The sequence below is a fragment of the Microbacterium testaceum genome, assembly GCF_003075375.1.
Taxonomy (GTDB): Bacteria; Actinomycetota; Actinomycetes; order Actinomycetales; family Microbacteriaceae; genus Microbacterium; species Microbacterium testaceum_E.
In genome coordinates this window covers 1-14,329 of the sequence record NZ_QDFT01000055.1, presented here as the reverse complement: position 1 = coordinate 14,329, position 14,329 = coordinate 1, and the positions used below count along the sequence as shown (strand labels likewise).

13 protein-coding genes are annotated in these 14,329 nt (G+C 72.6%); 2 read left to right on the top strand and 11 right to left on the bottom strand.

Annotation, left to right across the window (positions count from 1 at the left end):
• From DC432_RS14545 to DC432_RS14510, 8 genes are all read right to left on the bottom strand, one after another.
• The coding region (locus tag DC432_RS14545) for a glycoside hydrolase family 5 protein (RefSeq protein WP_165801289.1) at nucleotides 1-807 on the bottom strand (807 nt) is incomplete at its 3' end.
• Complete coding sequence (locus DC432_RS14540) at nucleotides 804-1,862, bottom strand: glycosyltransferase (RefSeq protein ID WP_116538485.1); 1,059 nt, start codon at nucleotides 1,860-1,862, stop codon at nucleotides 804-806. The genes DC432_RS14545 and DC432_RS14540, both read right to left, overlap by 4 nt.
• Nucleotides 1,843-3,264 carry a NosD domain-containing protein gene (locus DC432_RS14535; RefSeq protein WP_116538484.1) on the bottom strand — a complete coding sequence of 474 codons (1,422 nt, stop codon included), beginning with the start codon at nucleotides 3,262-3,264 and terminating at the stop codon, nucleotides 1,843-1,845. The genes DC432_RS14540 and DC432_RS14535 overlap by 20 nt, the downstream gene beginning before the upstream one ends.
• 38 nt (nucleotides 3,265-3,302) lie before the next feature.
• Nucleotides 3,303-4,274, bottom strand: coding sequence for a glycosyltransferase family 2 protein (locus tag DC432_RS14530; protein WP_116538483.1), 972 nt, complete (start codon nucleotides 4,272-4,274; stop codon nucleotides 3,303-3,305).
• Complete coding sequence (locus DC432_RS14525; RefSeq protein WP_116538482.1) at nucleotides 4,271-6,433, bottom strand: glycosyltransferase; 2,163 nt, start codon at nucleotides 6,431-6,433, stop codon at nucleotides 4,271-4,273. The genes DC432_RS14530 and DC432_RS14525 overlap by 4 nt, the downstream gene beginning before the upstream one ends.
• Nucleotides 6,434-6,448: 15 nt before the next feature.
• The gene (locus DC432_RS14520; protein ID WP_116538481.1) at nucleotides 6,449-7,798 is read right to left on the bottom strand and encodes a polysaccharide biosynthesis tyrosine autokinase; all 1,350 of its coding nucleotides are present in this window, start codon (nucleotides 7,796-7,798) and stop codon (nucleotides 6,449-6,451) included.
• A gap of 198 nt (nucleotides 7,799-7,996) precedes the next feature.
• Nucleotides 7,997-8,860, bottom strand: a complete 864-nt coding sequence (locus DC432_RS14515; RefSeq protein WP_116538480.1) for an alpha/beta hydrolase — start codon at nucleotides 8,858-8,860, stop codon at nucleotides 7,997-7,999.
• Entirely contained in the window at nucleotides 8,857-9,873 is a 1,017-nt protein-coding gene (locus DC432_RS14510) for a glycosyltransferase (RefSeq protein WP_165801288.1), read from the bottom strand. Before DC432_RS14510 ends, DC432_RS14515 begins: the two co-directional genes overlap by 4 nt.
• A 237-nt stretch (nucleotides 9,874-10,110) precedes the next feature.
• Here DC432_RS14510 and DC432_RS14505 point away from each other — a divergent pair, with 237 nt between their 5' ends.
• Nucleotides 10,111-11,598 (top strand): sugar transferase, encoded by a 1,488-nt coding sequence (locus DC432_RS14505; protein ID WP_116538478.1) that lies wholly within the window; start codon nucleotides 10,111-10,113, stop codon nucleotides 11,596-11,598.
• Between the two features lie 45 nt (nucleotides 11,599-11,643).
• On the opposite strand, the gene DC432_RS14500 is transcribed toward DC432_RS14505, so the two are convergent.
• From DC432_RS14500 to DC432_RS14490, 3 genes are all read right to left on the bottom strand, one after another.
• On the bottom strand, nucleotides 11,644-12,381 hold the full coding sequence (locus DC432_RS14500) for an LPXTG cell wall anchor domain-containing protein (RefSeq protein ID WP_116538477.1): 738 nt from the start codon (nucleotides 12,379-12,381) through the stop codon (nucleotides 11,644-11,646).
• A 262-nt stretch (nucleotides 12,382-12,643) separates the two neighbouring features.
• The gene (locus tag DC432_RS14495) at nucleotides 12,644-13,111 is read right to left on the bottom strand and encodes a RidA family protein (RefSeq protein ID WP_116538476.1); all 468 of its coding nucleotides are present in this window, start codon (nucleotides 13,109-13,111) and stop codon (nucleotides 12,644-12,646) included.
• Nucleotides 13,108-13,326, bottom strand: a complete 219-nt coding sequence (locus tag DC432_RS14490; protein ID WP_108317699.1) for a hypothetical protein — start codon at nucleotides 13,324-13,326, stop codon at nucleotides 13,108-13,110. The genes DC432_RS14495 and DC432_RS14490 overlap by 4 nt, the downstream gene beginning before the upstream one ends.
• 120 nt (nucleotides 13,327-13,446) lie before the next feature.
• On the opposite strand from DC432_RS14490, the gene DC432_RS14485 reads away from it, so the two are divergent.
• Nucleotides 13,447-14,329 (top strand): biosynthetic peptidoglycan transglycosylase (locus tag DC432_RS14485; protein ID WP_165801287.1); only part of this gene is annotated, 883 nt, incomplete at its 3' end.

Below are 14,329 nucleotides of genomic sequence, written 5' to 3'. Positions count from 1 at the left end.
GGCCGCGATCGCCCCCGACGCGTCGGCGTAGAAGTGCTCCGAGTAGATCACCCGTCCCGTCGGGTCGACGATCCACGGCCCGTCGGGGGCGATCGCGGCCAGCCGACCGCGCTCGTCGCTGAGGATCCCCTCGACCCACACCGGCTGGGTCGCGCCGGTGGAGCGGATGGCATCCACCCCCACCTGCGCGTAGTGCTTGTACACGTCGATGCCCACCGACCACCGCGGCTCGTTGAACACGTCGTAGGCGGCCACCCCGGGTTCGTCCCGCAGCCGCCCCGCGAGAGCCGTCCAGACCGTCGTGACGTGGTCCTCGGTGATGCCGTCGCCGCACCGCACGCTGCCCGGGATCTCGGGCCCCGCTCCCCACGGATAGGTGCAGCCGTTGTGCAGGTCGACGACGGTGCGGATGCCATGGCCCCACGCCGTCCGCACCTCGGCGACGATGGCATCCAGGTACGCCGTGTCGATCGGCTGCGCGAGTCCGTCGAGGGCGGATCCCCCGGCGGGGATGACCTGCAGGCGCTGCCACGGCACGGCCAGACGCACGATGTCGACCCCGCGAGACGCGAGGAAGGCGTAGCTCGCGTCGGGTTCGTTCGCGACCCCCGGATCGGCCCCCGCACCGCCGAGCACGTGACCGTAGAGGTTGACGCCGCGCAGGTACGGGGCGCCGTCGAGGTAGGCGTCGAAGGCGTCGGCGGGTACCGGCACGACGTCGGGACGCGGCCCGGGGGCGCACCCGGCGAGCACCACCCCGGCGGTCAGGACGACGCCGATCAGCGCGCGAGGAGCGCGCCGCGTCATACCGGAACGGCCCGTCCCGCGTCGGCGTGCGCCACGGCCAGATCGACCGCCCGCAGCAGCAGACGAGCACTGGATGCCGGCGCGAACCGCGCGAGCCAGTCGTCGACCCCGGCCACCTCCAGGTGCGAGGCCGCGACGATCGCGTCGGCCAGCGCGACCGCATCCCCCGCGACGGCGAGTTCACCGGTGACGCCGGGGACGATGGCATCCGCCACCCCGAGCGCGGTCGACACCGCCACCGCGGGCACCCCGCGCGCGGCGGCGCGGACGAGCTCGGCACCGAAACCGGCGCTGGTGGCGCCGAGCACCACGACCGCGCTCGGCCCCCACGCCCCGTCGTCGGCGCGTATCGCGAGGCCGTGCGACACCGCGGCGCGGCGCACCGTCTCGGACAGCGCGCCGCCGGGGCGCACGACGAGCTCGACCGCGATCCCGCGTCGGTCGAGCTCGCCGGCCGCCGCGACGACGCGCAGCGGATCGTTCGCGGCGGAGAGATCCCCCGCCACGACGACGGTCAGGCCGCGCGCCGTGCCGGCCGCGCGCGCCGCGCGGACACCCTCGACCGACACGACGTCGGCCACGGGCGGCGGGACGATCAGACTGCGGCTGGCCGGGACCCCGCACCCGGCGTTGATCTCGGCGGCGAGCGCGTGCGACGAGGCGATCACGACGTCGGCCGAGCGGTAGCGGCGGCGCGCCTGGAGCGCACCGATGCGGACGGCGGGGACGCGGCTGCGTCGACGTGCGACGAGCGACGCGTGCTCGCTCGCCACGACCGCCGGCGGCCGGGTGGTCAGCTCGCGCGCCGCCAGCGCCGCGAGCGCGGCCGCGGTCCCGGCTCCCACCACCGCGCGGGGTGCCACGGCGTCCAGCCGCGCGGCCAGGGCGGCGACGCGCGCGCCGCCGCGACCGGGCAGCGTCCGCACCGCGATCGTGTCGGTGCGGACGCCCATCGCGGCCAGGGCTGTCGCCCAGGTCGCGGCGGTCGCCGTCGCCGGGTCGTCGGGCGCCCCGACGACGAAGACGAGGTCGGTGTCAGGCCGAGCAGAAGACATTCGTGTTCCCGCTTCCCGCGGCGTCGATGTCGTTGTCGCACGCGACCGTGACACCCCGCGTCTTGTCGTGGACCCACACCCCGTAGCCGGAGGTCCCGGCTCGGCCGGTGTTGGCCCGGAAGTCGTTGTCGTAGCCCCAGTCGCCCCAGCTCATGGAGGCGTAGGCGTTGCCGACGGCCGTGTCGCCGGTGTTGCCGGTGACCGACCAGCCGTTGCCGGTGACGAGGACCCATCCGAGCGAGCGCGAGCCGGCGAGGACGCCCTCGAAGGAGTTGTCGGCGATGATGCCGTCGCTCGTCCCCTCTTTCGCGTCGATCCCCTCGGCACCGGTCTGCACGAACCGGTTGGCGATGATCATGTTGCGGTCCGAGGCGTCCGCGTAGCCCTGCGTGACCTCGGCCCAGCGCCGCTGCGAGGTGCCGATGTACACGCCCTCGCCGTAGGCGACGTCGAGCGAGCCGGTGCGGCCGAGGACCGAGTGCGCGACGATGCTGTCGGTGGTGAGGGCGTAGAGGTGGATGCCCTCGTAACCGGTGTCGCGCACGATGAGGTCGCTGAGGACCAGGCGCGAGCTGTATTTGACCATGACGCCCTGCAGAGAGCGCGCGACGGTGAAGCCGGTGAGCACGACGTTCGAGGACTGCTCGACGCGCAGCGCCGTGCCGCTGTCGATCGCCCCGGTGGTCAGCGTCGCCTTGGACGACCCGCAGATCCAGATGGGGCGGTCGGCGGTGCCCGACGCGCTCAGCAGGAACTGACCGGTGTAGGTGCCGTCGGCGAGGCGGATGACGCTCCCCGGCGCGGCCGCCTTGAGCGCGGCGGTGAGCTCGACGGCGTTGGTGACCGTCGTCGTGGCGGTCGGGCAGTCGGCGGCGCGCGGGATGTCGGTGGTATCGAGCGGGTCGACGGCCTCGGCGGTGACGACGAAGGAGTCCAGGTGCGTCATGCGTCCGCCCGAGGCGGTGTTCTTGGACCCCGATCCGACGATGGTGATCGTGTGCGAACCCGGGGTCACGGGGGCGCTGTAGCCGATCACGGCGGTCGCGCTGGACTTGGCGTAGTTGTCCACCCGGGCGACCTCGGCGCCGTCGATCAGGACGCGGACGATGCCGGCGTTCGGCGACTTCCACGTGTACCAGGTGATCCACCCGCCGGTGAAGGTGAGACTGGCGGATGCCGTCGACACGGTGCTGTAGCGGATGGCGCCGCCGCTGGATCCCGAGGACCCCAGCGACGTCCATGTCCCGGAGTACGAGAGGGCGGGCGAGGTCTCCTCGTACGTCCCGGGACCGACCGGGGACGGCGCGGCGACCGCGGCGGAGGGGACGGCGGTCAGCAGGGCGGCGACGAGGGCGAAGACGAGCAGCAGTGGCGCGAGGACGCGACGGGGGGACAGTGACACGGAAGGCTCCTGATCTGGCTGGGGGGACATCGGGGGTACTAGCCGTCCGCGATGGTCAGGAGAGCCCGGTGTGCGCGAGTGGAGCTTTTCGCGGTCAGGGTGAGAAGGGCCCGGCGAACATCACGGCGTCTCAGGAAGACTGCCATCTCGGCGAGGCCCAGCATCCGACGGTTGCGCGATACCAGTACTTTCCGCTCAGATAACAGGTATTCCGCCCTCAAAGCGTCCTTGATCCCCGACAGGGCGATGTACCGCGCGCGGAAGTAGACGAGGTCGTCCGCATCGTGCAGCCCGAGACGGCGGGCGGTGGAGGTGACCGTCTCGTCGATGAGGGCGAGGGAGTCCGCCCGCTGCCGCACGGACGTGATGATCGACCCGTCGCGCAGCAGGTAGTCGTAGATCGGGATGCCGGTGAACGCCACCGCCGTCGCGTGCCCCAGGGCGTCCGCGACCAGGGCGAGATCGGATTGCACCCGCGCGGGCGCGAAGGCCGCGCGCAGCAGCGTCTCGCGGCGGAACAGTTTGTTCCACAGGTGGCCGGTGATCTCTCCGCGCAGCAGCATGCGGAACGCCGCCCGACCGTTCACCGGAGGCGAGACCGGGGGGACGAGGGGGCGTCGCTCGCCCCCGCGCGTGACGAGGGTCGCGGCGGCCACCACGACGTCCGCCTCGCGCGCGGTCGCCATGCCCACGAGCGTGCGCAGGGCGTCGGGGCTCCACGCGTCGTCCGCATCGACGAACCAGACGTACTCCCCCGTCGCGGCCTCGACCCCGGCGCGGCGCGCGCGGGCCACGCCGCCGTTGACGGGCAGCTCGACGAGGCGGAACCGGTCGTCGTCGGCGGTGAGGGCGCGCGCCACCTCCGCGGTGTCGTCACCGGAGCCGTCATCCACGATCACGATCTCGAGGGCCGGATAGTCCAGGGCGACCACCTGCTCGACCGCCCGCGGCAGGAACGCCGCGGCCCGGTGGACGGGCAGGACGATCGAGACCGGCGGCGCGGCGGTCATCGGCGCACCCGGTCCGCGATCACGGCGGTGAGCGCGCGCAGCGACACCCGCGCCGCGATGACGGCCCCCACGATCTCGTCCCGCCGAGCGAGGCCGTCGCGGATGATCTCGCGAGCCGCATCGACGTCGCGCAGGTCGCGGGCGACGCTGGTGCCGGTGATGCCCGCCCCCTCGAGCGTGCGCGAGGTCTTGTCCAGCGGCCCCGTGCTGAGCGCGATCGGCACGGCCCCCTCGGTCGCGGCGATGACGACCGCGTGCAGGCGGTCGCTCAGCACCGCGGCGCTGCGGCGGTAGGTCTCGCGCAGGCGCTGCTCCTGGCGCGCGTGCGACGCGTCGAGCCAGGTGACGGCCTCGCAGTCGAGTCGCGCGGCGAGGTCGCGGGCGAGGTCGCCGTCGCGTTCGATCTGCGCGACCACGACGGGCTGCAGTCCGAGGTCGTCGGCCAGGGCGCGCACGGCCTCGACCCAGCGGTCGTCGGGCCGCTCGCGCGCGGCGTGCGAGAGGCCCTGACGCACCGAGATCGCCAGCAGGGGTCGAGGAGTCTCGGCGTCGCGCAGGGTGGCGGCATCCGCCCCCAGGGCGAAGGCCCAGTCGGGGGTGACCTCGCCGAGCCCCATCATGCGCCGGCTCGCGGCATCCCTCCAGGTCACCGCTCGGCACAGCCGCAGGACCGCGGCGATCACGTGGCGCCAGGGGTGCGGTTCGCGCACGCCCACACCGGTCAGGACGGCGGTGCCCCCGCGCAGACGGTGCACGAGCAGCAGGGGCGCGAGCCGCAGGTAGCGCAGGGCGAAACCGCGGCGCACCTCGGTCTCGCCGGTGTCGAAGGCGTAGACCCCGCGGCCGGACAGCAGCCGGCGCGAGACGGTGCGGCGCCACTGCCCCGCCTCGCGCACGACGGTGTCGCCCGGCTGCAGTCCGAGGCCGCTGAGGTAGTCGTCGCTCTTGTCGCCCACCCAGACCGTGAGGGGTCCGAGCGTGCGCAGGTGGTCGAGGTAGCCGCGGCGCAGCACGGTGTCGCCGACGTTGTCGAACTGCCCGACCGCCGACGCGAGCACCGGAACCGCGGTGGACGATCCGCCGCGCCGCGCGCGCTCGATCGCGGCGAGCAGCACTCCTCCGCTGTGCGCGCTCGAGAACCGCCGGGCCCACGCGCTCGTGCGTTCGGCGTCGAGACCGCGCACCCGACGGATCGCGTCGGCGATGTCGACCGGGTCGCCCGAGAACGCCAGCTCGCCCGTGACGGTCGGCACCATCGCGTCGGCCGCGCCGTAGGAGTTCGACACCGCCACGCTCGGGATGCCGCCCATGGCCGACTCCACCAGCACGTTGCCGAACCCCTCGCGGTACGAGGGCAGCACCGTGATGGCGTTCTCGGGGGCGGATGCCACCCAGTCGGCCGTCCATCCCGGCAGATCCAGCGGCACGTCGCGGTCGGCCGCGAAGGTCGTCAGCTCGTCGACGAGGGGCCCCTTGCCGAAGCACACCACCCGCACGTCGAGTCCCTCGGCGCGCAGGAGCGCCGCCGCCTCGACCGCGCGCGTCGCCCTCTTCTGCGGGACGAGGCGCATCGGCAGCAGCAGGTGCAGGGTGCGATCGAGCGAGATGGTGTCGGAGCGGTGCGACGCCGCCGTCCGCACCTCGGCGCGCCGCCCGGCGGGATTCGGCACGACCACGACCTGGTCTGGCCGCACGCCGTACGCGCCGACGAGCTCCCCCGCCACGGGGTGCGAGATCGCGACCACCGTGTCGGCGTGCCGGTACACCCGGCGCGCGATCTCGCGCTTGACCAGATCGGCGCGGGATTGCGGCTCGGCCTCGCGCGTGGTGATGTTGCGCTCGCTGACCAGCACCGCCGGTCGCGGTCGCAACCCGCGGGTCGCGGCGAGGGCGACGAGGTTCGGGAAGTTCTGCAGGGCCACCACCGCGTCCACCGGCTCGGCGCGCAGCGCGGCGCGCACCTGTCGCACGGTCGCGGCGGAACCCCCACCGGCCACGCGGTGCACCGCGAACGGCACGCCCTCGGGAATCGTGGCCCGCGGGTCGGTGAGGATCGCCCGCACGTCGTGCCCCTCGTCGGCGAGCCAGTTCGCCCACGCCCCGGCGACGAACTCGGCTCCGCCGCCGGTGAGGGCCGTGGTCAGGATCGCGATGCGCATGGCCGGCCGGTGCCCTCAGGCCCGCGCGGGACGCAGGTCGCGGAACGACGACGTCGCCGCATCGGCGTCGACGCCGGCGGTCTTGGCATCCACCACGACGACTCCGACCGGGTCGATGCCGACCGCGCGCAGCCCCTCGGTCGCGGCCGAGAGCTGCGGCGCCGTGGCCCGGCCCGCCGTGACCGCCAGGATCGTGGAGCCGGCGGTGGAGGCCGCGAAGATGGTGTCGCTGAGCGGAAGGGCGGGTGCCGCGTCGAGGACGACCATGTCGTAGGTCTCGGACAGCGTCTTGACCACCGCGGCGAACCCGGGCCCGGACATCAGCTCTACGGGGTTCTGCAGCGTCCGCCCGACCGGCAGGACGGCGATGCCGGCGGCCTCGCGGACCGCCTCGACGACCGTCGCCTCTCCGGTCAGCACGCCCGCCAGGCCCGGTCCGTCCAGCGACAGCTGCGACGAGATCGTGCCCGAGCGCAGATTCGCGTCGACGAGCACCACCCCCACGCCGAACTCCCGCATCGCCAGGGCGAGGTTGGTCGACAGGGCCGACCCGCGGTCGCGCGGGGTGGCCGGGACGACGGCCACCACGTCGAGGCGGGTGTGCGGCATGTGTCCGAGCACGGCCGCGACGGTGCGGTACGCCTCGGACTCGCGCGACTGCGGGGTGTCGACGATCTCGGTCAGGCTGCCGCCGCGTCCGGGGATGCTGCCCAGGACGCGCGGGACGCCCTCGCCGACCGAGGCGGAACCGTGCACGCGCCGATCGCCGATGGCCGCCAGGGCGATCCACACCAGCGCGATGGCGAAACCGACGGCGAAGCCCAGGGCGAGGTTGGTCAGGACGTTCGGCGACGAGGCCTCGTCGGGGACCTCGGGGTCCTGCAGCGTCTCGAGGCGGACGGGCGAGGATGCCGCCCCGGCGGGCGTCTCGATGGCCTGGACCGTCTGCGTGAACGCGTCGACGAACGCGGTCGCCAGGGTCGCGGCGCCCTGGGCCGTCGGCGCCTCGGCGGTGAGCTGCAGGATCGGGGTGTTCAGCGGCGCCTCGACCGTGAGCTCACGGGCGAGCTGCTCGACCGTCGTGTCGAGCCCCTGCGCGGCGATCACCTCGTTGAGCACGCGGGGCGAGCGACCGATCTCGGTGTAGGCGTAGGCCTTCTGCACCGCGAAGCTGTTCGCCTGCACGAGGTCGCTCGACCCCGCCTGCGCCGGGGCGTTGAACGCGACCACGAGCTGGGCCGTCGAGCTGTACACCGGCGGCAGGATCAGGCCGACGGCGAAACCGGCCGCCACGCCCAGGGCGGAGAACGCCAGGAGCGTCCACCACCATTTCTTGATCGCTCGAAGCAGGGCGGTGGCGCTCATGTGTATCCGATCGTTCGTGACGCGTCACTCGCGGATGAACCACTCGGCACCCCCACAGGCTCCGAACGCTTTATCCCCCCGGCGACGTTCTTGGTTGATCGCAGGTTATGGATTCTTTATTGCCGCCGTGTTGCATCGTGACGGCGAATTGTGTCCGGTTTCCCTAACGGAATGCGTCCGATCGGTGCGCGTGGTCCGCTATTTCGCGTTATCGCGCAGAAAAGACACGATCGAACGACGCGTGTCATTGTTGAGCAATTGCAGGCCGTGCTTCGTGCCGTCGACGACGACGAGATCGTGGGTGATTCCGGCATCCGCGAGCGCCCCGTCCAGCAGTTCCGCCTGCGCGAGGGGGATCAATTCGTCGCTGCCGTGGACGATGAGCGTCGGCGGCAGCAGCTGCGCGGACTGCACCGGCGAGGCCGCCGCGGCATCCGGGCACTGGTTGAGGTCGTCGCAACCGAGGTAGGCCTGCACGACGCTCTCGAGGTCGGGGCGCGGGTCGCCCAGCTGGGCGGCGTCCGCGGTGAGCGAGGCCGCCGGCGACAACGCAACGACCGCGTCCACCGGCGTCGAGGCCGTCTCGAGGCTCTCGGCCGTGCTCAGGGCGATGATCGCGCCGGCCGAGCTGCCCAGCAGCGACAGCGACCCGTCCAGGCCGAAGCGCTCGACCTGCGCATCCTCGCGGAGCCAGCGGATGGATGCCGACACGTCGTCGATCTGGGCGGGATAGGTCGCGGGGATCAGACGGTAGTCCACCGCGAAGGCCGCGAAGCCCTGGTCGCCCAGGGCGCGGCAGATGCTGCCCATCGTGCCGCGGTCGCCCTCGGCGAACGCCCCACCGTGCACGAGCACGACGGCCGGGTGCGGACCCTCGCCCGTGGGCACGCACGCGTCCGCCTCGAGCGCCGAGCCGTCGGCGCCCGGGTACTCGATGCCCTTCTCGACGGTGACGGCCGGGTCGTCCGAGGGGGACGACCCTGAGGGGCTGCAGGCGGCGAGCGCGACGCCCAGGGCCACGAGCCCCAGAACGGCCCCGGATCGGGCGGCGGTACGGGTCATCGTGATCCTCCTCGGACACGGTCGAGGGCGGCGCGGTAGACGTCGCGGTGGCGGCGGCCGACCTCGTCCCAGTCGCGGCCGCCGAGCGCAGGGCGGTCGTCGTCGCCGAACGCCCCGGCGGCGGCGAGGGCGGCGGTCAGGTCGGCGTCGTCGAGCGTCCCGTCGAAGGGGAGAACCCAGCCGGGACCGACCTCGCGAGCCAGCTCGTCGTTCGCGGGGCTGCGCGGAACGAGCACGGGTCGATCCAGCGACAGCGCCACCAGGGCCGCGCCGGAGTTGTGCATCTCGCTGTAGGGCAGGACGACCAGCGATGCCGCTGTGACCTCGGCGACGAGCTCGTCGTCGTCGACGAAGGCCAACCGGGCCGAGACGTCGTCGTGTCCGGCGATGCGCGCGGCGATGCGCTCGGCCAGTTCGGGCGTCGGCGAGCCGACGATGCGCAGCCGGCAGCCCGGGCGCTCCCGGGCCAGGAAGACGTCGATGAGGTGCTCGACGTTCTTCCGCGGACGGATGATGCCGAAGTACAGGATCCGGCCGGGCACGCGGTCGGAGCGCGGGTGCGCGGCGAAGCGGTCGCGGTAGTGCCCGTGCGCGATGACCGTCTCGAGACCCGGAGCCGGGGCGGCGGTGGTGCCGTTGAGGTGGATGAAGGCGGTGGTCGCGCGATCGACCGCGCGGACGAGCCGCCGCTCGGCCGCCGTCCCCGACTCGTGCGGGGTGACGTTGTGGGTCGTGCGGACGATCGGGATGCGCGCCCATCGGGTGCGCCACAGCAGGACGCGCATCGCGAGGCGCTTGGCGACACGCGTGCGGCGGCGACGCGCCCGCACGAGGAACTCCGGCCAGTGCAGGTGCAGCACGTCGTAGCGGCCGGTGAGCGCGACGCGCCACGAGAAGTAGCGCACGCGGACGTCCGCGGGGGCGCCGTCGGTCATCTGATCGACGTACCGCGTCGTGCCGTCGGGCGGCGCGAGCGAATGCAGCACGGTGATCGGCGCATTGTTCTCGACCATCGCCCACCTCCCCCCGGATGTTTCATGCAGAACCGCCGGCGGCTCTTCGGCCAGACCATACCCGGCTCGGATGACGAGCAACGACGCATTCCCGTCGCATTCGCGGCATCCCCCCGCATCGACAGCAATTCGTAACCGCGGCGTAACGCCGTCTGCACGAGCGGGGGTCATCGTGGTGGGCAAAGGACGAAATGCATCCGGTCGGGGATCCGGGCATTCGTCGGTCGGGGGTATGAAATGACCATCACGCGACGCCACGACGACACGATCGAGATCGTGGACGCCGATTCCACGCAGCCCGCCCGCGAGCGCGAGCGCTGGGCCCGCGCCTACGGGCGCCTGCTCGTCGTCATCGACAACGCGGTGGTGTTCACCGCCCTCAGCGCCGCCGCCGTGATCGGCACGCAGCCGACGATCCTCCCGGCCCTCGACGGGCGCGTGCAGGTACCCGTGCTGGTGCCCCTCGCCGTCCTGGCCGCGGCCATGCTCGTGACGCTGTCGATGACCGGCAGCCGCGCGCCCCGCGTCTACGGCGTGGGCAGTCGCGAGTACCGCGCCGTGCTGCTCTCGGTGGTGTTCACCTTCGCCGGCGTCGCCCTCGTGGCCTACGTCGTGTCGCTGCACGGTCTGCACGCGATCCTGGCCGTGGGCGGCGTCTTCACCGCCGCGGGTCTGATCACCGCGCGATTCGCGGCACGGCGCTGGCTGCTGCGTCAGCGACGTCGCGGACGCATGTCGCATCGCGTGCTCGTGGTCGGCTCCCCCGCGGTCGCCGGTCCGCTGTCCGACGACCTGCGTCGCGCGCCCGGCGCGGGGCTGCAGGTGGTCGGCGCGTACGACCCGAGCGGCACGGCCGCCGACGCCGACGGCGCGGCCGCGCGAGCGATCGCGGCAGAGGTGGTCGCCGCCCTCGGTGTGCTCGGCGCCGACACCGTCCTGATCTCGAGCGCGAACGAGCTGACCCCCGCCACCGTGCGCGAGCTGAGCTGGCATCTCGAACCCGGTCGGCAGCACCTCGTGGTCGCGCCGAGCCTCACCGACATCGGCGGTCCCCGCATCCACGCCCGTCCGGTGAACGGTCTGCCGCTGCTGCACGTCGAGACCCCGCGCTACGCCGGCGGTCGCCTGCACGTCAAGCGACTGTTCGACATCGTCGCCTCGGCGTCGCTCATCGTCGTGCTCTCGCCGGTGCTGCTGGTGATCGCGGCCCTCGTGCGCTCGACGAGCCCGGGCGGCGTGCTGTTCCGCCAGGAGCGCATCGGGCTGCAGGGCGAGACCTTCGCGATGCTGAAGTTCCGGTCCATGTACGCCGACGCCGAGCAGCGTCTCGCCGAACTGCACGCGCGCGAGCGCGGCGAGGGCAACAGCGTCATGTTCAAGATGAAGGACGATCCCCGCGTCACCGCGGTCGGTGGCATCCTGCGCCGTTTCAGCCTCGACGAGCTGCCGCAGCTGTTCAACGTGCTGAGCGGATCGATGTCGCTCGTCGGACCGCGGCCGCCGCTGCGCCGCGAGGTGGAGCTGTACGGTCGCAGCGTGCACCGCCGGTTCCTGGTCAAGCCCGGCATCACCGGTCTGTGGCAGGTCAGCGGTCGCAGCGACCTCGGGTGGGACGAGACCGTGCGCCTCGACCTCTTCTACGTCGAGAACTGGACGCTCACCGGAGACCTGGCGATCCTGCTGCGCACGGTCAAGGCCGTGCTGCGCAGCGAAGGCGCCTACTGACACGAAGACGGGACCGCCCCGAGGGACGGTCCCGTCTCGCGTGACTCAGGCGCTGCGACGGCGCCGGGCCACCAGCAGTACCGCGCCGATGAGCAGCGCCGAGGCGGCGCCGATCCCGAGCGGCAGCACCGCGTCCGTATCGACTCCGGTCGCGGCGAGCGCTCCGCCCTTCGTGGTGGTGGATGCCGGGACCGCGGTCGCCGTGGCCGACGCGGTCGGCCGGGGCGTCGCGGTCGGCGTGACCGTCGCGGTCGGCGTCGGCGTCCCCGTCGGCCCGGTGCTCGCCGACGGGGTCGGCGTGGGCGTCGGCGTCGGCGTGGTCGTCCCGCTCGGCGACGGGGTCGGGGACGGCGTGACGTCCGGATCGCACCCGATGACGCTCACGCGCGGGTCCGGAGCGGTCAAGACGCCCGACGTCCAATCGGGCGCGGTGCCCAGCTTCTCGAAGCCGAACGTCGCCGCGGCGGTCTCGGCGACGTCGTCGCAGTCGTACCCCTTCAGCGTCTTCGTCCACGTCCAGGTCTCCCCCGGCTGAAACAGGCGCGGGCCGTAGTCCTCGACCGCCCCGTCCGGCGCCTTGATGACGGCCGTGCCGTAGGCCGGGACCGAAGACGTGTTCTGAGCCCACACCTTCACCTCGACCTGCCCCGCCGTCGTGAAATCGAGAGTGACCTCGGTCTCTCCCGTGATGTCGGCCGCCCACGCCGCGGAACCCGCGCCGATCGCTGCCGTCAGCGCCAGGGCTGTCGCGCCCGCCCCCGCTGTGATGATCCTCTTCCTCATGTGCGGCTGTTCCCCCTCGTGCTCCCACGTGACGTGGGTGGGGACGCCCAACACGCCCCCGCTCGCACGTTATCGACGCCGATGTCACCTCCCGTGTCGGCAACAGAAACAGGTTGTTTCGCTTTCGTCACCCCGCTCGCTCACCCGCGGGTCTTCGCCGCCCGCGTCCGCGCACGCGACAGACCCCCACGGGGAACAGCGACGCCGCCGCCCCGCTCGAGAGGAGCGGAGACGGCGGCGGCGGATGAAGAACGCGGCGGCGTCAGGCGACGGTGAAGACGACCTCGACCTCGACGGGGCTGTCCAGGGGCAGCACGGGCACGCCGACGGCCGAGCGGGCGTGCGCGCCGGACTCGCCGAACACCTCGCCCAGGAACTCGCTCGCCCCGTTGATGACACCCGGCTGACCGGTGAATTCGGGAACGGATGCCACGAACCCGATGAGCTTGAGCACCCCGGTCAGGTTGTCGACGCCGCCGACGAGCGCCGCGGCCGCCGCGATCGCGTTGAGCGCGCACTGGCGGGCGTAGGTCTTGGCATCCGCGGGGGTGATGAGACCCTCGCTCTCGCCGACCTTGCCCGTGGCGGGGAGGCTGCCCGAGACCATCGGCAGCTGGCCCGAGGTGTAGACCAAGTCGCCGTGGCGCTTCGCGGGGATGTACGACGCGACCGGCGGGACGACGGCGGGCACCTCGACGCCGAGGGCGCCCAGACGCTCCGAGACGCTCACTGCTGTCCCTCGAATTGGCGCGCGGCCGCCTCGGCGGCGCCCAGTCCGGCGTTGGCGCTGCCGCCGCCGACGGGGCGCTTGAAGTAGGCGACGAGGCCGCCCTCGGGACCGGTCACCACCTGCACGAGCTCCCAGCCCTGCTTGCCCCAGTTGTTGAGGATCGCGGCGGTGTTGTGGATCAGCAGCGGCGTGGTGAGGTATTCCCACGTGGTCATGTCGGGCTCCCGGCGGTGACTCGGATGCGCGCAACGGGAGTGCGCGCGGGGGCGGATACGTGCGCGCGCGAGCGCACGCCTTCGAGGCATCGCCCAGCAACGTCGCTTAGCATCAAGCCTATGCCCGAGAACAAACGAACGGCTAGCGGTGCCCTCGGCGGCATCGTCGGCCTCGTCGGCCTGAGCGCGGTCGCCGGACTCCTGGTCACCGCCGCCGTGACGCCGGCCATCGCCGTCTCCGGTGCCGCTGCCTCCAGCGCCATCACGATCTTCGACAAGATGCCGAGCTACCTGCAGCCCGACGAGCTCATGCAGCCGACGACGCTGATGGCGGGCGACCGGGTGCTGGCGAAGTTCTACGACCAGAACCGATCGCCGGTCACCTTCGACCAGGTCAACCCGGTGATGTACGACGCGATCCTGTCGTCGGAGGACCCGCGCTACTACCAGCACGGCGGCGTCGACCTGATCGGCACGACCCGCGCCCTGCTCAGCAACGCGCGCGGCAACGACACCCAGGGTGGCTCCTCGATCAGCCAGCAGTACGTCAAGAACGTGCTGGTCCAGCGCTGCGAGCGCGACGCGCGCGCGGTCGAGGCCACCGACAGCACCCCCGGCAAGACGCGCGACGAAGCGCTGCAGGAGTGCGCCGAGCAGGCCGTGCAGTCCGTGGGGACCGCGGGCTACCAGCGCAAGCTGCAGGAGATGCGGTACGCGATTCAGCTCGAGAAGGAGTTCACGAAGGACCAGATCCTCCTGGGCTACCTGAACATCGCCAACTTCGGTGGAACCACGTACGGCATCGACGCCGCCGCGCGGTACTACTTCAACACCCCCGCGGCCGACCTGAGCGTCGGCCAGTCGGCGGTGCTGGCCGGCATGGTGCAGAACCCCAACCGGTTCCGCATCGACCGCGAGGGCGGGTCGATCTTCGACGACGACGGCACCGCGAAGAACAAGGCACCCGACGGCTCGATCGACGACGTCGACCAGAGCACGATCC

Bases quoted from the DNA above. Each gene is read 5' to 3' on its own strand.
- DC432_RS14540 (WP_116538485.1), bottom strand. From the start codon at position 1,862: ATGTCTTCTGCTCGGCCTGACACCGACCTCGTCTTCGTCGTCGGGGCG.
- DC432_RS14530 (WP_116538483.1), bottom strand. From the start codon at position 4,274: ATGACCGCCGCGCCGCCGGTCTCGATCGTCCTGCCCGTCCACCGGGCC.
- DC432_RS14525 (WP_116538482.1), bottom strand. From the start codon at position 6,433: ATGCGCATCGCGATCCTGACCACGGCCCTCACCGGCGGCGGAGCCGAG.
- DC432_RS14520 (WP_116538481.1), bottom strand. From the start codon at position 7,798: ATGAGCGCCACCGCCCTGCTTCGAGCGATCAAGAAATGGTGGTGGACG.
- DC432_RS14515 (WP_116538480.1), bottom strand. From the start codon at position 8,860: ATGACCCGTACCGCCGCCCGATCCGGGGCCGTTCTGGGGCTCGTGGCC.
- DC432_RS14510 (WP_165801288.1), bottom strand. From the start codon at position 9,873: ATGGTCGAGAACAATGCGCCGATCACCGTGCTGCATTCGCTCGCGCCG.
- DC432_RS14505 (WP_116538478.1), top strand. From the start codon at position 10,111: ATGACCATCACGCGACGCCACGACGACACGATCGAGATCGTGGACGCC.
- DC432_RS14500 (WP_116538477.1), bottom strand. From the start codon at position 12,381: ATGAGGAAGAGGATCATCACAGCGGGGGCGGGCGCGACAGCCCTGGCG.
- DC432_RS14490 (WP_108317699.1), bottom strand. From the start codon at position 13,326: ATGACCACGTGGGAATACCTCACCACGCCGCTGCTGATCCACAACACC.